General features: G+C 72.0%; 21 protein-coding genes. 13 read left to right on the top strand and 8 right to left on the bottom strand.

What is annotated here, in order from left to right; genetic code table 11:
* Positions 1-29 precede the first annotated feature (29 nt).
* Positions 30-1,007, bottom strand: a complete 978-nt coding sequence (locus ABD236_RS08145) for an RNA polymerase sigma-70 factor (protein WP_344071795.1) — start codon at positions 1,005-1,007, stop codon at positions 30-32.
* Between the two features lie 133 nt (positions 1,008-1,140).
* Between ABD236_RS08145 and ABD236_RS08140 the strand changes: the two genes are divergently transcribed.
* The 3 genes from ABD236_RS08140 to ABD236_RS08130 all read left to right on the top strand — a co-directional run bounded on the left by ABD236_RS08140 (position 1,141) and on the right by ABD236_RS08130 (position 4,100).
* Positions 1,141-1,626, top strand: coding sequence for a carboxymuconolactone decarboxylase family protein (locus tag ABD236_RS08140; RefSeq protein WP_344071793.1), 486 nt, complete (start codon positions 1,141-1,143; stop codon positions 1,624-1,626).
* A gap of 149 nt (positions 1,627-1,775) precedes the next feature.
* Positions 1,776-2,351: a PadR family transcriptional regulator gene (locus ABD236_RS08135; protein ID WP_344071791.1), complete on the top strand. Its 576-nt coding sequence runs from the start codon at positions 1,776-1,778 to the stop codon at positions 2,349-2,351.
* Positions 2,352-2,381: 30 nt separating this feature from the next.
* The gene (locus tag ABD236_RS08130; RefSeq protein ID WP_344071789.1) at positions 2,382-4,100 is read left to right on the top strand and encodes an acyl-CoA dehydrogenase family protein; all 1,719 of its coding nucleotides are present in this window, start codon (positions 2,382-2,384) and stop codon (positions 4,098-4,100) included.
* Positions 4,101-4,184: 84 nt separating this feature from the next.
* Here the strand turns inward: ABD236_RS08130 and ABD236_RS08125 are convergent, their stop codons facing one another.
* Positions 4,185-4,628 (bottom strand): MarR family winged helix-turn-helix transcriptional regulator, encoded by a 444-nt coding sequence (locus tag ABD236_RS08125; RefSeq protein WP_344071787.1) that lies wholly within the window; start codon positions 4,626-4,628, stop codon positions 4,185-4,187.
* A 117-nt stretch (positions 4,629-4,745) separates the two neighbouring features.
* Between ABD236_RS08125 and ABD236_RS08120 the strand changes: the two genes are divergently transcribed.
* On the top strand, positions 4,746-5,138 hold the full coding sequence (locus ABD236_RS08120) for a nuclear transport factor 2 family protein (RefSeq protein ID WP_344071785.1): 393 nt from the start codon (positions 4,746-4,748) through the stop codon (positions 5,136-5,138).
* A 120-nt stretch (positions 5,139-5,258) separates the two neighbouring features.
* Positions 5,259-5,960, top strand: a complete 702-nt coding sequence (gene phzG / locus ABD236_RS08115; protein ID WP_344071783.1) for a phenazine biosynthesis FMN-dependent oxidase PhzG — start codon at positions 5,259-5,261, stop codon at positions 5,958-5,960.
* 87 nt (positions 5,961-6,047) lie between these two features.
* Here phzG and ABD236_RS08110 read toward each other — a convergent pair whose 3' ends face one another.
* From ABD236_RS08110 to helR, 3 genes are all read right to left on the bottom strand, one after another.
* Entirely contained in the window at positions 6,048-7,127 is a 1,080-nt protein-coding gene (locus tag ABD236_RS08110; protein ID WP_344071780.1) for a methyltransferase, read from the bottom strand.
* Between the two features lie 169 nt (positions 7,128-7,296).
* Positions 7,297-8,259: a phosphotransferase family protein gene (locus tag ABD236_RS08105; RefSeq protein ID WP_344071778.1), complete on the bottom strand. Its 963-nt coding sequence runs from the start codon at positions 8,257-8,259 to the stop codon at positions 7,297-7,299.
* Between the two features lie 129 nt (positions 8,260-8,388).
* Positions 8,389-10,560 (bottom strand): RNA polymerase recycling motor ATPase HelR, encoded by a 2,172-nt coding sequence (helR, locus tag ABD236_RS08100; protein WP_344072253.1) that lies wholly within the window; start codon positions 10,558-10,560, stop codon positions 8,389-8,391.
* 396 nt (positions 10,561-10,956) lie between these two features.
* Here helR and ABD236_RS08095 point away from each other — a divergent pair, with 396 nt between their 5' ends.
* Both ABD236_RS08095 and ABD236_RS08090 read left to right on the top strand, forming a co-directional pair.
* Positions 10,957-11,958, top strand: coding sequence for a hypothetical protein (locus tag ABD236_RS08095; protein ID WP_344071776.1), 1,002 nt, complete (start codon positions 10,957-10,959; stop codon positions 11,956-11,958).
* Between the two features lie 85 nt (positions 11,959-12,043).
* Positions 12,044-12,487, top strand: a complete 444-nt coding sequence (locus tag ABD236_RS08090) for a GNAT family N-acetyltransferase (RefSeq protein ID WP_344071774.1) — start codon at positions 12,044-12,046, stop codon at positions 12,485-12,487.
* Positions 12,488-12,529: 42 nt separating this feature from the next.
* On the opposite strand, the gene ABD236_RS08085 is transcribed toward ABD236_RS08090, so the two are convergent.
* Entirely contained in the window at positions 12,530-13,462 is a 933-nt protein-coding gene (locus ABD236_RS08085) for a LysR family transcriptional regulator (RefSeq protein ID WP_344071772.1), read from the bottom strand.
* A 107-nt stretch (positions 13,463-13,569) separates the two neighbouring features.
* On the opposite strand from ABD236_RS08085, the gene ABD236_RS08080 reads away from it, so the two are divergent.
* Both ABD236_RS08080 and ABD236_RS08075 read left to right on the top strand, forming a co-directional pair.
* Complete coding sequence (locus ABD236_RS08080) at positions 13,570-14,415, top strand: oxidoreductase (RefSeq protein ID WP_344071769.1); 846 nt, start codon at positions 13,570-13,572, stop codon at positions 14,413-14,415.
* 117 nt (positions 14,416-14,532) lie between these two features.
* Positions 14,533-14,973: a protein-tyrosine phosphatase family protein gene (locus ABD236_RS08075; RefSeq protein ID WP_344071767.1), complete on the top strand. Its 441-nt coding sequence runs from the start codon at positions 14,533-14,535 to the stop codon at positions 14,971-14,973.
* 27 nt (positions 14,974-15,000) lie between these two features.
* Here ABD236_RS08075 and ABD236_RS08070 read toward each other — a convergent pair whose 3' ends face one another.
* Complete coding sequence (locus ABD236_RS08070; RefSeq protein WP_344072251.1) at positions 15,001-16,104, bottom strand: serine hydrolase domain-containing protein; 1,104 nt, start codon at positions 16,102-16,104, stop codon at positions 15,001-15,003.
* Between the two features lie 420 nt (positions 16,105-16,524).
* Here ABD236_RS08070 and ABD236_RS08065 point away from each other — a divergent pair, with 420 nt between their 5' ends.
* The gene (locus ABD236_RS08065) at positions 16,525-17,073 is read left to right on the top strand and encodes a DUF1062 domain-containing protein (protein ID WP_344071765.1); all 549 of its coding nucleotides are present in this window, start codon (positions 16,525-16,527) and stop codon (positions 17,071-17,073) included.
* A gap of 332 nt (positions 17,074-17,405) precedes the next feature.
* A complete protein-coding gene (locus ABD236_RS08060; RefSeq protein ID WP_344071763.1) occupies positions 17,406-18,437 on the top strand; it encodes a C40 family peptidase in 1,032 nt (343 codons plus the stop codon).
* 36 nt (positions 18,438-18,473) lie between these two features.
* Here ABD236_RS08060 and ABD236_RS08055 read toward each other — a convergent pair whose 3' ends face one another.
* Complete coding sequence (locus ABD236_RS08055; protein WP_344071761.1) at positions 18,474-18,944, bottom strand: flavin reductase family protein; 471 nt, start codon at positions 18,942-18,944, stop codon at positions 18,474-18,476.
* 151 nt (positions 18,945-19,095) lie between these two features.
* Between ABD236_RS08055 and ABD236_RS08050 the strand changes: the two genes are divergently transcribed.
* Positions 19,096-19,329, top strand: coding sequence for a hypothetical protein (locus ABD236_RS08050; protein WP_344071759.1), 234 nt, complete (start codon positions 19,096-19,098; stop codon positions 19,327-19,329).
* A gap of 124 nt (positions 19,330-19,453) precedes the next feature.
* On the top strand, positions 19,454-21,271 hold the full coding sequence (locus tag ABD236_RS08045; protein ID WP_344071757.1) for an ABC transporter ATP-binding protein: 1,818 nt from the start codon (positions 19,454-19,456) through the stop codon (positions 21,269-21,271).
* Positions 21,272-21,274: the final 3 nt, after the last annotated feature.

The following is a 21,274-nucleotide window of genomic DNA, read 5'->3' as shown; positions in this document are numbered from 1 at the left end:
GACTTACGTGTCGGTGCGCCCGGCCCGTCTCAGCGGCACAGGGTCGTCTCCCGCCGCATGTGCGACAGCTTCGCGGGGTTGCGTACGGAGTAGAGCCCGCTGATGCGGCCGTCGTCGACGCGCACGGCCACCACCGTGTCGACCTCGCCGTCGATCCGCAGGATCAGCGCGGGATAGGCGTTGACCTGGGCCGGGCGCAGCGAGGACGCGGTGATCCGGCCGAGCCCCACGGCCAGCAGCTGGGCCACCTTCCCGGCCCCCACGACGGGCTGCGGGATCGCCTGCTTGACTCCGCCGCCGTCGCCCATGAAGACGACGTCCGGCGCGAGGATGTCGAGCAGGCCCTGGAGGTCGCCGGTCGCGGCGGCCCGCTGGAACGCGTCGAGCGCGTGCCGGGTCTCGGCCGGGGAGACGGTGCCGCGCGGCCGGCGCGCCGCGACATGGGCGCGTGCCCGGTGGGTGATCTGGCGGACCGCCGCCGGGCTCTTGTCGACGGCCTCGGCGATCTCCCCGTACCCCAGGTCGAACACCTCGCGCAGGACGAACACCGCCCGCTCGGTCGGCGTGAGCGTCTCCAGGACCAGCATCATCGCCATCGAGACGCTGTCGGCCAGTTCGACGTCCTCGGCCACGTCGGGCGTGGTGAGCAGCGGTTCCGGCAGCCAGGTGCCGACGTAGGACTCCTTGCGGCGGCCCAGTGTGCGCAGCCGGATCAGCGCTTGGCGGGTGGTGATCCGGACCAGATACGCACGCGGCTCGCGCACCTCGGCGAGGTCGACGCCCGCCCACCGCAGCCAGGTCTCCTGGAGGACGTCCTCCGCGTCGGCGGCCGAGCCGAGCATCTCGTAGGCGACGGTGAACAGCAGGTTGCGGTGTGCGACGAACGCCTCGGTGGCCCGCTCGGCCTGCCCGTCCCCGGTGCGCCCGTCCGCCGTGTCCCCGGTCCGCTCGCGCTCGCTCTTCACCGGCTGCTCCCGCCTGTCCGCTCTCGATGCTGCCACGCGCACAAGACACCGGTGCCCGCCGCTCTGTGACATCCAGGCGCGGTGGCCCTCGTCACACCAGCGGCCCGTCACAGCGAGCGCGTCGGCGGCATCTCCTGGTCGTCGACTGCCCCACACCACGAGTGAGGACGAAGTGATGGATTCCCGTTTCCCCCTGTTCGAGAGCGAGTTCGGCGCCAAGTTCGCCAAGCGTTTCGCCGGCCTCGGCCAGCTGCTTCAGCGGTCGTCGCTGCCCGCGTCGACGCAGGAGCTGGTGTCGCTGCGCGCCAGCCAGATCAACGGCTGCGGCTGGTGCCTGGACGTGCACACCAAGGAGGCGGCCGCCGCCGGCGAGGACCCGGCGCGGCTCCATCTGGTCGCGGCCTGGCGCAAGGCCACGGTGTTCACCGAGGCCGAGCGGGCCGCGCTGGCCTTCGCCGAGGAGGGCACCCGGCTCGCCGACGCCCACGACGGCGTGTCGGACGAGACCTGGGCGCGGGTGCGCGAGCACTACGACGACGAGCAGATCGCCGCGCTGGTCTCCCTGACCGCGCTGATCAACGCCGCCAACCGGCTGGCGGTGACCATCCAGCAGAAGGGCGGCTCGTACGAGGTCGGGATGCTCGCGGCCGCGTTGAACTGATCGGCAGCAGTGTCCGGCCCGGCCCGGGGGCGTTCGCCCCGGGCCGGGCCCACAGGTGTCCGGACGGCGCCCCACCGCCCCACGTGATCCGGGTCTCACTCGGGCGGTGCGACTTGGCTATGCAACGAGTTGCATAGAAGGATCGCGGTATGGCGCTCGAACACGCGATCCTCGTCTCCCTGCTGGAGAAGCCGGGCTCAGGCTATGAGCTGGCCCGGCGGTTCGAGCGGTCCATCGGCTACTTCTGGACGGCCACGCACCAGCAGATCTACCGCGTCCTCAAGCGCATGGAGGGCGACGGCATGCTCGCCGTCCGCGAGGTGGCCCAGGAGGGCCGGCCGGACAAGAAGGAGTACTCCGTCGCCGCCCCCGGCCGCGCCGCCCTCGCCCAGTGGCTGCACGAGCCGATCGAACCGGAGAGCCTGCGGCACGACCTCGCCGTCAAGATCCGCGGCGCGGCCTTCGACGACCCGGCCGCGGTGGTCGGCGAGGTCGAGCGGCACCGCCGGGTGCACAGCGCCCGGCTCGCCCACTACCTCGCCGGGGAGCTGCGCGACTTCACCGGACCCGAGGCCCCCGCCCCGCTCGACACCGGCCAGGAGCTCCAGCACGTCGTGCTGCGGGGCGGCATCGCGTACGAGCGGATGACGATCGCCTGGCTCGACGACGTCCTCGCCACCCTCCACCGGCTGACCGCCGGCGCACCGACCTCCCACGACCACTGACCCCGACCCCTCCTCGAAAGGCGGACCTCCATGGCCGACGCCCTGCTGTTCAACCCGCGCACCTACGACCCGGCGCACTTCGACCCCGAGACCCGCAGGCTGCTGCGCGCCACCGTCGACTGGTTCGAGGAGCGCGGCAAGCGCAAGCTGATCGAGGACTACCGCTCCCGCGCCTGGCTCGCGGACTTCCTGGCCTTCTCCGCCAAGGAAGGCCTGTTCGCCACCTTCCTCACCCCGGCCGCCGACGCCGCGAACGAGGACCAGCGCTGGGACACCGCCCGGATCGCCGCCCTCAACGAGATCTTCGGGTTCTACGGCCTCGACTACTGGTACGCCTGGCAGGTCACCATCCTCGGCCTGGGCCCGGTGTGGCAGAGCGACAACGCCGCCGCCCGTGCCCGCGCCGCCGAACTGCTCGCCCAGGGCGAGGTGTTCGCGTTCGGCCTGTCCGAGAAGACGCACGGCGCCGACATCTACTCCACCGACATGCTCCTGGAGCCCGACGGCGACGGCGGCTTCCGGGCCACCGGCTCCAAGTACTACATCGGCAACGGCAACGCGGCGGGCCTCGTCTCCGTCTTCGGCCGGCGCACCGACATGGAGGGCCCCGACGCGTACGTCTTCTTCGCCGCCGACAGCCGCCACCCTGCGTACCACCTGGTCAAGAACGTGGTGGACTCCTCCAAGTACGTGAGCGAGTTCCGCCTCGAGGACTACCCGGTCGGCCCGCAGGACGTCCTGCACACCGGCCGCGCCGCCTTCGACGCCGCCCTGAACACGGTCAACGTCGGCAAGTTCAACCTGTGCACCGCCTCGATCGGCATCTGTGAGCACGCGATGTACGAGGCCGTCACCCACGCGCAGAACCGCATCCTCTACGGCCGCCCCGTCACCGCCTTCCCGCACGTGCGCCGCGAGCTGACGGACGCGTACGTACGCCTGGTCGGGATGAAGCTCTTCAGCGACCGCGCCGTCGACTACTTCCGCACCGCCGGGCCGGACGACCGCCGCTACCTGCTCTTCAACCCGATGACGAAGATGAAGGTGACCACCGAGGGCGAGAAGGTCATCGACCTGATGTGGGACGTCATCGCGGCCAAGGGCTTCGAGAAGGACACCTACTTCGCCAACGCCGCCGTCGAGATCCGGGGGCTTCCCAAGCTCGAGGGCACGGTCCACGTCAACCTCGCGCTGATCCTCAAGTTCATGCGCAACCACCTGCTGGAGCCGGTGGACTACCCCGCCGTGCCCACCCGGCTGGACGCGGCCGACGACGACTTCCTCTTCCGCCAGGGCCCGGCCCGGGGCCTGGGCTCCGTACGCTTCCACGACTGGCGCGCGGCCTACGACGCCTACGCGGCCCTGCCCAACGTCGCCCGCTTCCGTGAGCAGGCCGACGCGCTGTGCGCCTTCGTCACGACGGCCGCCCCCGACGAGAAGCAGAGCCGCGACCTCGACCTGCTGCTCGCCGTCGGCCAGCTGTTCGCGCTCGTCGTCCACGGCCAGCTGATCCTCGAGCAGGCGCGGCTGACGGACCTGGACGAGGACGTGCTCGACGAGCTGTTCGCCGTTCTCGTACGGGACTTCTCCGCGCACGCCGTGGAGCTGCACGGCAAGGACTCCGCCACGGAGGCGCAGCAGGGCTGGGCGCTCGGCGCGGTCCGCCGCCCGGTCGTCGACGAGGCCCGCTCGGCGCGGGTGTGGGAGCGGGTGGAGGCGCTCTCCGGGGCGTACGAGATGGCACCGTAACCCGGCGACACCCGGGGCTCCTTGCGCCCCTGCTCTGCCACGGCCCACCCGCGGGCGTTAACCGCTGGTGGGCCGTCGGCGTTGTCAGGCGAAGGGTCCCTCGGCCGTGAAGCGGCGCAGTCGACGGGCGAACGCCTCGGCCTCGCCCGGGGGCCAGTCAGCGAGGCTCGCCGTGATGTGGGCGGCCAGGCGCCCGCGCAGCTCCGCCACCGTGTGCCGGCCCTGCTCGGTGAGGACGAGCAGCTGCGCCCGCCGGTCCTCGGGGTCCGCCTCGCGGCGTACGAGCCCCGCGGCCTCCAGCCGCGAGGCGCGGCGGGTGACGCCGGAGCGGTCGATGCCGACGTCGGGAGCCAGTTCGGCGGCGCTGCGCGGCCCTGTCCGGGCCAGGGCGCTGAGCACCGGATAGGTCACCTCGTCCACCCCCTCGCCCATGCCCTCGGTGAGCTGCCGGTGCAGCTGCGCACGGGTGGTGCGCCGCAGCAGCACGCCCAGCGCCTCCGCGATCTCGTGTCCCACTTCGTTGTCCACGCACCAAGAATAGCGTGCGTGGCGCACGCGTTCCTGTTAGGGTTCGGTCAGAAGCGTGCGCGGCGCACGCATCACTCTTCTCCTGTTCATCTCTTCCGTGTGGAAAGGACCCACCCCATGAACCGCATCGGCATCGCCACCGCTCTCGACGACCTGCTGTTCAACCGCGACCTCACGGTCGAGCAGGCGACCGAGCGCCACTTCGCCCCGGACTACCGCCAGCGCACGGACGGGGAGTGGGCCGACCGTGCCGAGTTCGTGCAGCACATCACCCACCTTCGCACCGTCGTCGCCGACGGCCGGGTCACCGTGCACGACGAGCTGTACGACGGCGCCAAGTACGCCGACCGGCACACCGTCGACATCACCAAGACGGACGGCTCGACGGTGAGCATGGAGGTGTACGTGTTCGCCGACCTCGCGCCCGACGGACGCTTCTGCCGCATCGAGGAGACCACCCTGATGCTCAAGGGAGGCGACGGCGACCGCGACCTCGGCAGCGCCCGCTGACAGCCCGTCTCGGAGAACCCACGGGTACCGGCCATTCGTGGCCGCAGAAGGGGCGCACTTGCGATCTCGACGGCACTGGGGCGGCAGGCCATCATGGCGAAACAATCGAGAGGATTTTTCATGCCTGAGCTGCCCCAGACCAATGGATCTCCTGTCGGAACCGTCAACAGCGGTGATCGCGGGCGTCGTTCCGAGACGCTGACCGGCAGCATCGAGGTGGCCTTCCCGGAGTTCTTGGCGCCGCCGCCCGAGCCGATGGGCTTGCTGGCCGCCTGGTTGGAGAACAGCGTCGCCCAAGGGGTGCGGGAGCCGCGCGCACTGGCCCTGGCCACCGCCGACGCGCGGGGCCGGACCTCCTCGCGCATCGTGGTGCTCACCTCGGTGGCGGACGGCGGCCTCGTCTTCCTCAGCCACAGCAGCAGCCAGAAGGGGCGTGAGCTGGCGGCGAACCCGTGGGCCTCCGGCGTCCTGTACTGGCGCGAGACCAGTCAGCAGATCACCGTGGCGGGGCCGGTGGAGCCGTTGCCCGACACCGAGGCCGAGCGGATGTGGTGCGCACGGCCCGTCTTCACCCACGCCATGTCCACCGCCTCCCGGCAGAGCCGGACGATGGACTCCCTCGCCGAGGTGGCCGAACTGCGGGCCTCCGCACAGAAGTTGGCGGAGCTGAACCGTCCGCTGCCGCGCCCCGCCACCTTCACCGCGTACCGCCTCGCCCCCGCGTGCGTGGAGTTCTGGGCCGACGGCACCGACCGCCTCCACGAGCGGCTGCGTTACGACCGTACCGACACCGGCTGGGACATCAGCAGGCTCCAGCCCTGAGCGGCCCGGCCACGACGGGAGCGACCGGGGGCCGCCGAAGCGACCCCCGGCCTCAGAGCCTGACGTGCACCCGGGGCGCGGGGAGCCTCAGCCCGCGACGACCGCTTCCATCACCGACGCGTGCGGCGAGGGGTCCAGCACCCGTGTGACCGTGAAGCCCGCGGTGGCGAGCAGCGCCTCGTACTCGGCGCGGGTGCGGCCCTTCCCGTTGAGGACCGTCATCATCAGCACGTCGATGGTCTTGCCCGGGTGCGGCTCGTTGCCCGCCGGGATCATCGCGTTGATGACCAGCAGCCGGGCGTGCGCGGGCATGGCCGCGCGGCAGGTCCGCAGGATGCGTACGCACTCCTCGTCCGGCCAGCTGGCCAGTACGTGCTTGAGGAGGTAGACGTCGGCGCCGGACGGCACGGAGGTGAAGAAGTCCCCGGCCTCGGCGCTCCAGCGGCCGGCCAGCTCGGGGGTGTCCAGCACGTGCCCGGCCACCACGCTCTCCAGGTCGACCAGGGTGCCCGTCAGATGCGGGTTGCGGCGCAGGATGGCGCGCAGCAGCCCGCCGCGCCCGCCGCCCACGTCGACGGCGGTCGTCGAGGTGGAGAAGTCCACGGCCTCGACCACGTCGTTGGTGAGCGTCTCGGAGAACGCCGCCATGCTGGAGTTGAAGGCCCTGCCGAGGTCCTTGTCGGCGGCGACGTGGTCGTAGAAGGGGACGCCGTAGACGTTCTCGAAGGCGGTGCTGCCGGTGCGCACCGCCTCGTGGAGCTGCGCCGCCGACTGCCAGAAGACCGGCTCGCCGCGCACCATGATGTAGTCGCGCAGCGAGCGCTCGGTGTCCGTGCGCAGCGGCTGGGCGAGCGGGGTGAGGTGGAAGCGGCCCTCTTCGTCCTCGCGGAAGACACCCTTCGTGGCGAGGAAGCGCAGCAGGCGGTAGAGGTGGGGGCCGTCGGCACCGGTCGCCTTGGCGAGTTCGTCGGCGCCGAGCGGGCCGTCCGTCAGCTGGTCGGCGATGTTGAAGCGGGCGGCGGTGTGCAGGGCCGCGGAGTAGAGGTAGCCCAGGGAGAGTTCGAGTAACTCGCCCGTCACCTCTTGCGGGGCGGGCCCGGCCTCCGTGCCCTGCGCGGTGCCGGACGTCTGGGAAGCTCCTGTGCCCTCGGGGTGAGCGCCTGCCATCGGTGGGTCCCCTCTCTCAACCCTCGTGCGACACAAGGGATCGACTGGAATATATGGACGATCAAGCGGCGGCGCTCCAGCCTACGTCCGGGGCTCCGTGTCCCGCTCGAACGCCCCGGGAGTCCTCAAAGTCCTGGTCACGAGCCGAGGGCGGGTCGCGGCGGGGGCGCTACGGGAGCCGCGAGCCCAGGCGGGTACGGAGCCAGGCGAGGGCCGTGACGCCGAGCGCCGCCTGGAAGGGGCGCAGGGTCGGCAGCCCGGGCGGCGCGGCGCGCAGCGACTGGCGTACGAAGTAGCCGGTCAGCGCGGCGAGGGTGGCGGTCACACCGTCGGGGTCGGCGTCCCGCCCCACCGGGTGCGCGGTGAAGACCTCCTCGGGGTCGGGGCCACCCTGGGCACGCACACTGGGCAGGATCAGGACCAGGTCGTACCAGGGAGCGGCCCGTACGGCGGCGGGCCAGTCGACGAAGAGGACGCGGCCGTCAGGGGTCAGCAGCATGTTGTCGGCGCGCGGGTCGCCGTGGGCGAGGGCGTCGCCCGAGGCGGACTCGCCCCAGGGCGCGGCGAGATCGGCGAGCGAGGCCAGGTTCCGCCGCACCCAGGGGTCCAGCCGGTCCCGGCAGTGCCCGCAGTCGTGGTCGAGGAGCTCCTCCCACCCCCGGAAGGACTCGCCCTCGCTCTCCACGACGGACGGCAGATCCGCCGGCCCGGGGGTGCGCGCGAGCTCGCCCATCGCGTCCAGGACGCGCGCCAGCTCGTGCGCCCGCCACGGCACCTGGGGCTGGCGCCCGTCGACGTCCTCGAAGGCGAGCGCCACCCAGGTCGCGTCCTCGTGGACGGCCAGCAGCCGTGGCGCGGGAACGGTCGGCGGCAGGGTTGCGGCGGCACGGGCCTCGGCGCGATGGAGCAGCGGGCTGCCGGGGTTGGCCTCGGCGCTCACCGCCTTCACGAAAGCCCGCCGCCCGTCCGCCAGCCGCACCCGCGCGGCCGCTCCGGGCGAGAACCCGCCGCGCTGGGTCACCGCGTCGACGACCGGCGCGCCCAGCCGCGCCTCCATGGCACGCCGGACGTGCTCGGGGAGCTGTCCCCAGTCGACGCGGACGCCGGTGGCGGAGGGCGCGGTGACGTTCATGCCGCCATGGTCGACGACGGGGAACGGGGACGCGAAGGGTTTTCACGGGGTCTGGACGCGCGCCTGGACGTGGACTTGGACGCGAGCGCCCCCGCCGCACCGGGAACGTACGGCGGGAGCGGTCGCGTCTCAGGCGCTGGTGAGGATGACGAGTTGCCGGGTCGCGCGGGTCATCGCCACATAGCGGTCGACGGCTCCTTCGATGCCGTCGCCGAAGGTGTCGGGGTCGACGAGGACGACCAGGTCGAACTCGAGCCCCTTCGACAGGGTCGGCGTCAGCGACCGTACGCGCGGTGTCTCCCGGAAACGGGGAGCGCCGATGACACAGGCCACCCCCTCGTCGTGGGCCGCGAGCCAGCCGTCGAGGACCGCGTCCAGCTCCGTCACCGGTCCGTGGAGGACGGGGATGCCGCTGCTGCGGATCGAGGCCGGTACGTTGGCGTCCGGCAGCGCGGCCCGGATGACCGGCTCCGCCTCCGACATGACCTCTTCCGGCGTACGGTAGTTGACGCCCAGGGACGCCACCTCGATCCGGTCGAGCCCGATCCTCTCCAGCCGCTCCCGCCACGACTCGGTGAACCCGTGCCGGGCCTGGGCGCGGTCGCCCACGATGGTGAAGCTCCGAGACGGACAGCGCACCAGCAGCATCTGCCACTCGGCGTCGGTCAGCTCCTGGGCCTCGTCCACGACGATGTGGGCGAACGGCCCGGCGTGCAGATCCGGTTCGGCGGCCGGCAGCGCGCTCTCGTCGATCAGGGCGTCCTGGAGGTCCCGCCCGTGGAGCATCCCCAGCGCGCCCTCGCTCTCGTCGATCTCGACGTTCTGCAGCATGCCGGCCATGGCGTCCGCGCGGCGCGCGCGCTCGGCGGCGGCGGCCTCCTCGCGCCGCCGGTCGCGTACGGAGGCCTCGGCGTCGCCGAGCCGCTGCCGTGCGGCGTCCAGCAGCGGCAGGTCGGACACCGTCCAGGCCTGGGCGTCGGCGCGCTGGAGCGTGCGGACCTCGTCGGCGCTGAGCCAGGGAGCGCACGTGCGCAGATAGGCGGGCACCGACCAGAGGTCGCCGACGAGGTCGGTGGCCTCCAGCATCGGCCAGGCGCGGTTCAGGGTGCCGATCAGCTCCCGGTTCTGGAGCAGCGACCGGCGCAGCAGCTGGGGCGGGACCTCCTCGTCGTCCTCGTACTCGTCCGCGTGCTTGTCCATCAGGATCGTGAACAGCTCCTCGCGGATCTGGTCGCGGGCCTCGTTGTGCGGAGTGCCGGGTTCCACGGCCGCGAACGCGGCGGCCCAGTCCCCGGCGCTCAGCCAGACGTCGGACCAGTGGGTCGAGACCGTCATCCCCTCGGTGGGCGGCTCCTCGTACAGGGCGACGGCCGGCTCGATCGCGCGCACCATGTCGGCGGACGACTTGAGCCGGGCGACCTCCGGGTCGGGCTCGGCGGTCGCCAAGGCTCCCTCGGTGACCAGGTCCCGCACGATGCAGGTCTGTACGCCCTCCTCGCCGAGGCTGGGCAGCACGTCGGCGACGTAGTCCAGATAGGGCCGGTGCGGTCCGACGAACAGCACGCCGCCCCGGCGGTGGCCCAGGCGCGGGTCGGAGTAGAGCAGATGGGCGGTGCGGTGCAGGGCGACGACGGTCTTGCCCGTACCGGGACCGCCGTCGACGACGAGGGCGCCGCGGGATCCCGCCCGGATGATGGCGTCCTGGTCGGATTGGATGGTGGAGAGCACATCGCGCATCCGGGCCGACCGGTTGCCGCCCAGGCTGGCGATGAACGCGGACTGGTCGTCGAGCGCGGCGCGCCCCTCCAGCCCCTCGGCGGTGAACACCTCGTCCCAGTAGTCGTTGACGCGCCCGCGCGCCCAGCGGTACCTGCGGCGGCTCGTCAGCCCCATCGGGTTGGCGTGGGTCGCCGCGAAGAACGGCTCCGCGGCGGGGGAGCGCCAGTCGACGAGCAGCCGTCGGCCCGTACTGTCGGTCAGACCGAGGCGTCCGATGTACACGGGCGCCGCCTCGCCCTCGCGCACGAAGTGCCCCAGGCACAGATCCAGGCCGAAGCGGCGCAGGGTGCGCAGCCGGCCGGTCAGCCGGTGGATCTCCGAGTCCCGGTCCATGGCCTCCCGGCCGATGCCGCCGGGCGCCCTGCGGGCGGCCTCGAGGCGGTCGGACAGCTCGGCGATCGACTGCGCGAGGCTCTCCGCGATGGCGGCGAAGTGCCGCTCGTCGCCGTCGATGAGTGCCGGGTCGGCCTTGAGCGAGCGGCGCTCGGGAAGGTCGAACGCGCTGGTGGTCGCGCCGGCCATGGCGCTGGCGGTCAGGCCGGCCGTGGCACCGGTGGTCAGGTTGGTCATGTCATCGGCTCCGATCCGAGGCCGCGGTCGCGACGAACGAGGGCGCACGCGTGGGGCCCGGTGCCGAGCGCCCGCGACCACCGCGCGGACCCCCCGAACGACGGCGCGAGCAGTGAACCGACAGCAACACACGCACTTCGTGAATCCCCCTTTTCGGGCTCAGCTCCTGAGCCAGGTGGGCGATTCTGCCCCACCCCCGGGGCCTTGCGGCAAGCCCCCCAGTGCGCTATAAGTTAAGAGTGGCAAGGAGTGGAAACACCTCCTTGCCTTTCTTGTTTTTCCAGGCCTGCCTTCTCGTTTCCCCTCTTCCAAGGTGCGCCGGGCCCCGGTTCGACGGAGGCTGGGGCCATGCAGCGCAAGGGCGGGCGCGGCGGCGCGGGCCAGGACGTGGACACGGTTCTCGACCAGCTCTACGTCACGCCGCCCCCCGAGTTCGTGGCCCGCCGTGAGGAGCTGGCGGCGACGGCGAAGACGGCGGGCGACACCGAGGCCGCGCGCCGGATCCGCGCCGCCCGCCGCCCCACACTCGCGGCTTGGGCGGCCAACCTGCTGCGGCACACCCACCCGGAGGAGAGCGAGCGGTTCCTGGAGCTCGGTCAGGCGCTGCGCGAGGCCTACCAGGCCCTGGACGCCGACGGGATTAAGGAGCTCAACGAGCAGCGCCGCAGTGTCGTCTCGGCGCTCAGCGGACAGGCCGCCGAACTGGCCGAGGACGCCGGCCACCGTTTGTCGGACGCGGCGCGGCAGGACGTGGAGACCACATTGCGCGCGGTGCTCGCCGACCAGGAGGCGGCGGACGCGTGGGCGACGGGCCACTTGGCGTCGGCGCTCACTCCGCCCTCGACGTTTCCCGGGCCGACGGACGCGTCACGCGCGCCGACCAGACGTACGTCCGCGACGCCCCCACCGAAGAACCCGTCCAAAACCCCGTCCAAGATCCCGTTCGAGACCCCACCGAAGCCCTCACCGAAGACCCCACCGAAGTCCCCGCCCAGGGACGAACTCGCCGACCGGCGCCGCAAGCGGGAGCGAGAGGCCGAACGGCTCGCCCAGGCCAAGCGCGACGAGGCCGAGCGGGCGGCGGACGCGGCCCAGCGGCAGCTGCGCGAGAAGCGCGCCGAGCACGCGGAGTCGGACGAGCGGCGGCGCCGGGCGCGCGACCGCCATGACCAGGTACACCGAGAGGTGTCGACCCTGGAACAACAACTCCGACGGGCACGCGACGAACTCGAGCGGGCCGAACACGAGCACCGGCAAGCCGAGGAGCAACATCAGGCGGCCGCCCGGGCCCTGACGGAAGCCGAGCGTGCGGCGCGTGAGGCCGACGCGGCGGCGCGGCGCCCGACATAGCCGCCCGGGTAGCCCGAGACGGCGGGCTCTCGGGTGTGGAAGGCCGCTGACCAGCGCGACATCCATGCCCGGTAGCGTGGCGATCATGGCGGACTGGAGCATACGGACAGCGTCGCTCGCGGATCTGGAGGCGGCGGCAGAGCTGCGCGCGATCGTGATGCGCGCGGACCTGGAAAGGCTCGGGCGGTACGACGAGCACCGGGTGCGGCAGCGGCTGCGCGACCGGTTCGACCCGGCGCACACCTGGGTGATCGAGATGGCCGGCACGTTCGCGGGCTGTGTGGCGCTGCGACCGGAGGGGGACTCCCGCTGGCTGGAGCACTTCTACCTCGCCCCGCACCTCCAGGGCACCGGCATCGGTTCCGGCGTACTGCGCGACCTGCTGGAGCGGTGCGACCGTGACGGTTCACCGGTCCGCTTGCAGGTGCTTCAGGGCAGCGCGGCCCGGCGGCTGTACGAGCGGCACGGGTTCGCCGTGGAGAACGAGGACCTGCTGGACGTGTACATGGTGCGTGACGCGGCCGCGTAACCCTGGCGCCGAGAGCGCACGGGCAGGGCGCGGAGGCGCCGCTCACGCGGGCGGCGCCGCTGCCCCCGTGGTGGCGCCGACCTCGCGGGCAGCGGACAGGTAGGCGAGCACCAGGGGCCGGCGGTCGTCCTGGCGGGCGGCCACGGCCAGTTGGGACGGGGAGATGCCCCGCACCGGGACGGCGAGCACCTCGTCCCGGGCGACCAGGGGGGCGTTCCCGGCCGCCAGCAGCGCGACCCCCTGGCCGCTCGCCACCGCCTCGTGGGTCTCCTCGGCGCTGGCCACCACCCCGCCGATGCGGGGCCGGCGCCCGTCGCGGGCGTCGAGGGCGAGCCAGTAGTCCCGCAACGGGCCGGCCTGCGCGGGAAGGGCGAGGAAGGGCTCGTCCAGAAGGTCGGTGAAGTCCACCTTTCCCTCGGGGTCGCTGGCGGCGCGCGCCGCTAGGGGGTGACCGTCCGGAAGTGCGACCAGCCGGGGCTCGCGGGCCACCACGGCATGCCGGTAGCGGCCGCCGTCCGGCAGCGGCAGCCAGACGAAGGCCACATCGCTGGTGCCGTCCGCCAGCCCGGCCGTGGGATCGGCCCAGTTGACCTGGCGCAGCACGGGCCGTACCCCCGGATGTCCGGCGACCAGGCGAGCCCGCAGCGCGGGCAGCAGGCCCCGGCCCGGGCTGGTGGACATACCGATCACCAAGGTGCTGCGGTCGGCGGCCTTCGCCTCCTCCACCGCCGCCTCGGCGTTCCGCCACAGGGCCGCCACCTCATGGGCGTACGGGAGCAGCGCCTGTCCCACCGGGGTCAACCGCACACCGCGCCGGTCCCGGTGGAACAGCTCCGCGCCGAGCTGCCTCTCCAGCATCCGTATCTGCTTGCTCAGCGCGGGCTGGGAGACGAACAGCTTCTCGGCGGCCCGGGTGAAGCTCAACTCCTCGGCGACCGCGGCGAAGTAGCGCAGATCGCGACCGTGGACATCCATAACCCATGGCTATCACAACAGGTCTTGGACCTGCCCCCGGTCGCCGACGAAGGATGGGAGCCGTCGACGGGGAGGCCCCGGACGGCGGTGAACGAGGGAGCGGAAGAATGAGCGAGAACGCCAAGGTCTGGCTGGTCACCGGCGCGAGCAGCGGTTTCGGGCGGGCCATCACCGAGGCCGCGCTGGCCGCCGGGGACACCGTGGTCGGCACGGCCCGGCGGACCCGGGCGCTGGACGACCTGGTCGCCGCCCACCCCGACCGCGTCGAGGCGATCGGCATGGACGTCACCGACGGCGAGCGCGTCGACGAGGTGGCCGCGGACGTCCTGGCCCGCTACGGCAGGGTCGACGTGCTGGTGAACAACGCCGGCCGCACCCAGGTGGGAGCCTTCGAGGAGACCACCGACCAGGAGCTGCGCGACCTCTTCGAGCTGCACGTGTTCGGCCCGGCCCGGCTGACCCGGGCGCTGCTGCCGCAGATGAGGGAGCGGCGGAGCGGCGCGGTCGTGAACATCAGCAGCTTCGGCGGACAGCTGTCGTTCGCCGGGTTCTCCGCCTACAGCGCGACGAAGGCGGCGCTCGAGCAGCTGTCGGAGGCCCTCGCCGACGAGGTGACGCCGTTCGGCGTCAAGGTGCTGATCGTGGAGCCGGGCGCGTTCCGGACCAACCTGTTCGGCAAGGGCGCCGCCTACTTCTCCGCGGAGCACCCAGCGTACGCGGAGAAGGTCGGACCCACCCGGCAGCTGGTGCGCGGCAGTGGCGGCGAGCAGCCCGGCGACCCGGCGAAGGCGGCGGCCGCGATCCGGCTGGCGCTGGACGCCGAGAAGACCCCGCTGCGCCTCGCCCTCGGCGGCGACGCGGTCGACTTCCTCACCGCCCACCTGGACTCCGTACGGGCCGAACTCACCGCGTGGGAGAAGGTGTCCCGGGGGACGGACTTCGACACGGAGTGAACCCCCGGGCGGGGCCGTCACGGTGTCGAGGTGAGGACGAGCCGAAGAGAGCGGGGGCCGTTACCGCGTCGACGCGAGGACGAGCCGAGGGCGGGCGGGGGCCGTTACCGTGTCGAGGTGACCACGAGCCAAGAGCGCTGGAACCCCGCCGGTCCAGGGGTCCTTCGGCTGCCCTCCGGCCGTCTGGTACGAGGCCGTGCGCTGCGCCGCCCCCTCCCGGACGGCCCTACCCCCTCGTACGCGGTGTATCTCCTCGGCAAGCACCCTCCGGAAGTCCCCTGGCCGTCGACCTGGCTGCGCTGGCCCGACTTCCGCCTGCCCAGCGACCGCGCGCGAGCCGCCGAGGTGCTCCGCGAGGCGTGGGAGCGCGCGGAGGACGAACGCGTGGAGATCGCCTGCGGCGGCGGCCGGGGCCGCACGGGCACCGCGCTGGCCTGCCTGGCGGTTCTGGACGGGGTGCCCACCGAGGAGGCGGTGGCCTACGTACGGCGCGCCTACGACCGCCACGCCGTGGAGACGCCCTGGCAGCGCCGGTACGTACACCGGTTCAGCCGCTGAGGCCCACCGGCGGGCGGCCGGTCTCCTTCAGGAGCAGAGGGCCGAGTCCACGACGCTCTCCACGTGCTTCATGGGCGCCTTGTCGGACTGCTGCACGGTCACCGCGACGTCGGCGGCGCGGCGGCCGTCCTCGGTGACGCCGCCCCGCGTCTCGTACCCCGGGAAGCTGCCGCCGTGACCCCAGTACACGCCACCGCACGACAGCGGGGTGCTGACGAGACCCAGACCGTAGCGTGCCCCGGAGGCGAAGGGGGCTCCGGCGGGGACCGTCGCCCGCATCTGGGCGAGTTGGGCCGCGGGGAGGAGACGGCCGTCGAGGAGTGCGGTGAAGAACCGGTTGAGGTCGCTGTTGGTGGAGACCAGCTGGCCCGCCGCCCACGCCCACGAGGGGTCCATCTCCGTGACGTCACCCAGGGGTTGGCTCGCCGTGTCCCGGTAGTAGCCATGGGGGTGGGGCTCGCGGATGCCGGTCTCACCCGGGGCGGGGAAGTAGGTGTGGCGCAGATCGAGGTGTTTGATGATCCGCCGGTCCATCTCCGCGGCGAGCGGGCGGCCGGTGACCCGCTGGGCGATCAGACCCGCCAGCACGTAGTTCGTGTTGCTGTACTCCCACTGCTTCCCCGGCTCGAAGTGGGCCTGCTGCCGGAGAGCGAGGCCGAGGAGCTCGTACGGGTCGTAGTACCGCACGTCCTCGTCGAGGTGTCCGAGGTAGTCCGGCAGGCCGCTCGTCTGTTGCAGCAGGTGGCGGACGGTGATGTGGCGTCCGTCGATTCCCTTGCCGCGTACCAGCCCGGGCAGATAGGTGTCGACGGGAGCCTCCAGTCGGACCTTCCCCTCCGCGACCAGTTGCAGCACGACCACCGAGGTGAACGTCTTGGTGTTGCTGCCGATCCGCACCTGGCCGTCCCTGGGCACCTTCGACCCGGTGGCCAGGTCGCCCACCCCGGCGGTGTACGTGCGGGTGCGGCCGTCCGCGCCCCCGACGCTCGCCAGCGCGGCGGGCAGCCCGTCGGAGTCCACCAGCGCGTTCAGGCCCTGCTGGACGGTGTCGGGCCGGGCCGCGGCGGAGGACGCGGGCATCAGAGCGCCCATGGTCAGGGCGCCCGCGGCGACCGCGACCACGGCCGACACCGCTGGGCGCCGGCCGCCCCGCCGCTCGGAAGGACGGAACCTCTGCCATGACTGCTCACGCACGGGACAACTCCGGGGGATCGCTGGGAAGGGGCGGTGTGCTGGTCCCCACCCTCCCGGGACGCGGCCGCGCGGGGCGATCCTGCTACCCGTACAGCCCTGGGTGGGGCTGACCCCCTGGTGGCGGGCAGGTTGCCGAGCCTGGAGGGCCGGTCCGCCCCACCGGTCACCGTGGTGCCGGGAAAACCAGTGGAATGCGGCCGCCGCCGGCCGTTACCGTGGCGTCGAACCCAGTTGTCCAGGCTAGGACGTGCCGTTGTACACCCTGTGAGACCTCCCGAGTGCTGATTGGTCGCGCGTCGCGCCTGCGTGCCGCGCTGCTTTTTGCTGCGGACTTCTCGCTGAAATCGGTGTATTTCTGTGCTCGAAAACTGGGTGGTCGTTCCGACCTGCCTGCCCCTCGTGGTGCGCCGTTGCCACACCTGCGCGTCCGAGCGTTTCCGGACCACCGGAAAGTTTCGCGTCAACGCCAACCACAAGCTCATCGACGCCTGGCTCCTCGCGCTGTGCACCGGCTGCGGGGACACCACGAAGCTCACGGTCTGGGAGCGGATGAACGTACGTTCCGTACGGCCCGAGCTGCTGGACCGGATGCACGACAACGACCCCGGCCTGGCGGCCGAACTGCTCCAGGACCCGGTCGTACGGCGCCGCAACCGCATCGCCCTCGACTGGAAGGGCGCCTGGCGCCTCGACACCGGCGGTGCGGACCACCTCGACCGCGAGGTGATCGACGTCTGTGTCCGCTTCGCGGCGCCGATCCCCGTCCGGCCGGTGCGGCTCATCGCCGAGGGCTGCGGTCTGTCACGGGCCGAGGTCGAGAGGCTGATCGGGGAAGGGAAGATCGTCGCGGCGGTCCGGCTGAGCGGGAAGCTCTCCGGCGACTTCACCTTCACGCTCAAGCGCTGAGCCCCTTCGAAGGGTCGGGGCCTGCCCGGCGAGATCCGCCGGGCAGGCCCCGACCCTCCTGACATCCGTCCTGTCGGTCCCGCCCGTCAACCCCGCTGCTGCGCAGTTCCGTTGTGACCCACGGCGACACCCCTCGTACCGCGTGCGCGAGGTGTGTGAAAAGTGTGCTTCGTGATCCAGATTTTTCGCACGAGGATTTGAACCGATCACAACTTGGTCACTAAGGTCATGTTCTGAACCTTCGCTCGATCGTTCACCCACTCGGGGTGCCGGCGAAGGGGCCGCCATGTCTGCGTAGTTCGGCGGCTCTGAGGAAGAAGGAGCTGCCCTCCGTGGGGTCCCACCGTCGTCCCAGGAATCCGAGCCGCGCGCGCGTCACCATGCTCACCGCCACGGCCGCCGCCGCGGTCGCGCTCAGCGCCCAGGCCGCCAACGCCGCGCCTGCCAAGCCGAGCAAGGACGAGGTGAAGTCGAAGGTCGACGACCTCTACGACCAGGCGGAGAAGGCCACCGAGGAGTACAACGGGGCCAACGAGAGGCAGACCGCCCTCCAGAAGGAGGTGACGGCGCTCCAGGACCAGGTGGCCCGCGGCCAGGCCGAGCTCAATGTGCTGCGCAACGGCATCGGTGCGCTCGCCAGCGCCCAGTACCGCTCGGGCGGCATAGACCCGTCCGTCGCGCTCTTCCTCTCCGCCGACCCGGACAGCTTCCTCGACAAGGCCTCCGCGATCGACCAGTTGGGCGCCAAGCAGGCGGAAGCCCTGGACAACATCCAGAACAAGCAGCGGGCGCTGGCGCAGAAGCGTGCCGAGGCCACCCGCAAACTCGCCGCCCTCGCGGACGTCCGCAAGACGGCCGGTGAGAAGAAGCGCGCGTTCCAGGGCAAGCTCGCCGAGGCGCAGAAGCTCCTGAACACGCTCACCGCCGCCGAGCGCGCCAAGATCCAGCAGGAGGACGACAGCCGGGCCAGCCGTGGCGCCGGCGAGCGCGTCAACCTGGGCAACGAGAAGCCGGCCTCCGGGCGCGGCTACGCCGCCCTCCAGGCCGCCGCCACCCAGATCGGCAAGCCGTACCAGTCCGGCCACGAAGGCCCCGACTCCTACGACTGCTCGGGTCTGACCCAGTGGGCCTTCGCCCAGGTGAACGTCCACATATCCCGGGTCACGTACACGCAGATCAACGACGGCAGCGCCGTCAGCTTCAGCCAGCTGGCCCCCGGCGACCTGGTCTTCTTCAACAACCTCCAGCACGTCGGGTTCTACGCGGGCAACGGCATGGTGCTGCACGCCCCGAAGCCCGGTGCCTCGGTCCGCTACGAGAAGATGAGCTACCTCGGCAGCTTCTACGGCGCCCGCAGGATCTGACCACCGGGGGACGGGCGGGCCGGCCTGCCGGGCGGGTCAGGCGGGGTGCCCGGCGTCGATGTCGAGCGTCTGGTGCAGGGACAGCGGTGTGCCGTCGTGCGCCCGGACGCTGAGCGGGGCCAGCAGGAAGCCGATGTGGTCGCCGCCGTCGAACCGGTCGAGGATCTCCCCGGTGAACGAGGCCACGGCGTCGGTCAGCAGGGGAGTCCCGCCCGGGCCCTCGGTCCAGTCGACACCGTCGAACTTGTCCGTCTCGGCCCCGCACCGCGCACCGAACCGTTCCGCCAGATCGTGGTCCTGCGGCAGCAGATGCACGCCCAGGACCGCGGCCTGCCGGGCCACCAGATAGGTGTGGTTGGCGGTGGAGAGCCACACGACGAACCGCTCGGGTTCCAGCGAGCACTGACTGGCGAAACCCACCAGACACCCGGCTCGCCGTCCGCCCGCCGAGGCGGTCACCACGTAGACGGGAGAGTCGATCAGCGCGGTGAAGTAGTCGAAACCCACCTGAAGGCCTCCTCGGATCCGGGTCGTCGGTCGAGGATACGGGCCGGGCGCCGCGATCTTCTCCCCCCGACATGCACCACGGCGGCGAGCCCTGCCCCGGCAGGCCCGCCCGAGCACGCACAATGGCCGTACACCAAACGTGGAGGTTGCCATGCCGGGATTCCTCGACCGGGCCAAGGAGCAGGCCCAGTCCGCCCTCAACCAGGGCAAGCAGAAGGTGGACGAGGTCCAAGCGCAACGCGCGGGAAACGACCTGTTGAAGCAGCTCGGCGCGGCGTACTACGCCGAACGGCACTCCTCGGGCAGCGCGGCCGCCACGCAGCAGGCACTCAGCGCGCTGGAAGCGCACATTGCCGCGCACGGGGACGGGTTCCTGCGCGGCTAGTGCCGCGCGCGGCGCGGGTGCTCCGCGCACCGCCCGAGCCCGGCAGGAAAACGCGTGGACCGCACCCCCGCCCGCGCGGGACACTCGTGTGCTCACCTGCCGGTCCGAGAGCACAGGGTTGGGGATGGGATCACCTGAATCGCGCGAGGGCTTACCGAGCAAGGGTTCGGTGCTCCTCGCACTGCGTCATTACGGGCGCGAACTGGCCCGGCTCCGAAGGCTGACCGTACCCGCGATGCTGCTGCCGGCGCTCGGCAACATCGGCATCCAGTACATCGCGCCGCTGGTCGTCGCCAAGCTCGTCGCCCGTATCGCCGGGGAGGGCGGCACCGTCGGCATCGGCCCGATGGTGCCGTACGTCCTCGGCTTCGCGGCGGTCCTGCTGCTCGCCGAGGGGCTGTGGCGCATCGGACTGCACTGTCTGAACCGCCTGGACGCCCGCGGTGTCGAGCACCTGTATGTGATCGGCATGGACGAGCTGTTCGCCAAGGACGCCGCGTTCTTCCACGACAACTTCGCCGGGTCGCTGACCAAACGCGTCCTCAGCTTCGCCACCCGCTTCGAGGACTGCGTGGACACGCTGACGTTCAACGTGGTGGGCAGCTTCGTCCCGCTGGCGTTCGCGTCGGTGGTGCTGTGGCAGTACGACCCGCTGCTCGTGGTCGGGCTGCTCACGCTGATCCTGCTCACCGCGGTGTGCGTGGCACCCCTGATCCGGCGCCGCCAGGCCCTGGTCGCCCAGCGGGAACAGGCCATCGCCCGGGTGTCGGGCCATGTCGCCGACAGTCTGATGAACATGGACACGGTCAGGTCGTTCGCCGCCGAGGAGCGCGAGGCCGCCGAACACCGCGCCCGTGTCGCCGAGTCCAGGCGGCTGACCCTGCGGTCGTGGGACTACGGCAATCTGCGCATCGACACCCTGGTCGCCCCCATGTCCGTACTCACCAATGTGCTGGGCCTGTTCCTCGCCGTCGGTCTCGGCGGGGGAGAGCACGGCGTCGAGGCGGTCATCGTCGCCTTCACCTACTACGCCAACGCCACACGGATCATGTTCGAGTTCAACCAGATCTACCGCCGTCTGGAGAGCTCGATGACGGAGGCCGCGCAGTTCACCGAACTGCTCCTGGAGCCGCCGACCGTCCTCGACCCGCCATCGCCCGAACCCCTGCCTGCCAAGGCGGGCGAGGTGCGGTTCGAAGCGGTGACCTTCGCCCACGCGGGCGCGCGGCCGCTCTTCGAGGGCCTCGACCTGGCGGTCCCCCACGGCACGAAGATCGGCCTCGTCGGCCGGTCCGGCGGCGGCAAGACCACACTGACCCGGCTCCTGCTGCGGATGACCGACGTCGACGGCGGGCGGATCCTGGTCGGCGGCCGGGACATCAGCAGGCTGCGCCAGGGCGAACTGCGCGGGCTGATGGCGTACGTACCGCAGGACCCGGCGATGTTCCACCGCTCGCTGCGGGACAACATAGCCTTCGCCCGGCCGTCCGCCACCGACGCCGAGATCCGCCGGGCCGCCGAGGCGGCGCATGTCACCGAGTTCGCCGACGCGCTGCCCGACGGCTTCGACACCATGGTGGGCGAGCGCGGGGTGAAGCTCTCCGGCGGCCAGCGCCAGCGCGTCGCACTCGCGCGGGCGATCCTGCGTGACGCCCCGATCCTGCTGCTCGACGAGGCGACCAGCGCGCTGGACTCCGAGAGCGAGATCCTCGTCCAGGACGCGCTGTGGCGGCTGATGGAGGGGCGTACGGCGCTTGTGGTGGCACACCGGCTGAGCACCGTCGCGACCATGGACCGGCTGGTCGTCCTCGACCGCGGCCGGATCGTCGAACAGGGCACCCACCACAAGCTCCTCGCCTCGGGCGGTGCCTACGCCAAGCTGTGGCAGCACCAGTCGGGCGGCTTCCTCGACGACAGCCCCGCCGCGGCCGACCGGCGCTGACCG

Origin of the sequence: Streptomyces crystallinus (genome assembly GCF_039521265.1) — a bacterium.
Taxonomy (GTDB): Bacteria; Actinomycetota; Actinomycetes; order Streptomycetales; family Streptomycetaceae; genus Streptomyces; species Streptomyces crystallinus.
Note: the sequence above shows the minus strand (reverse complement) of the source record. Positions and strands in the feature narration are given on the sequence as shown.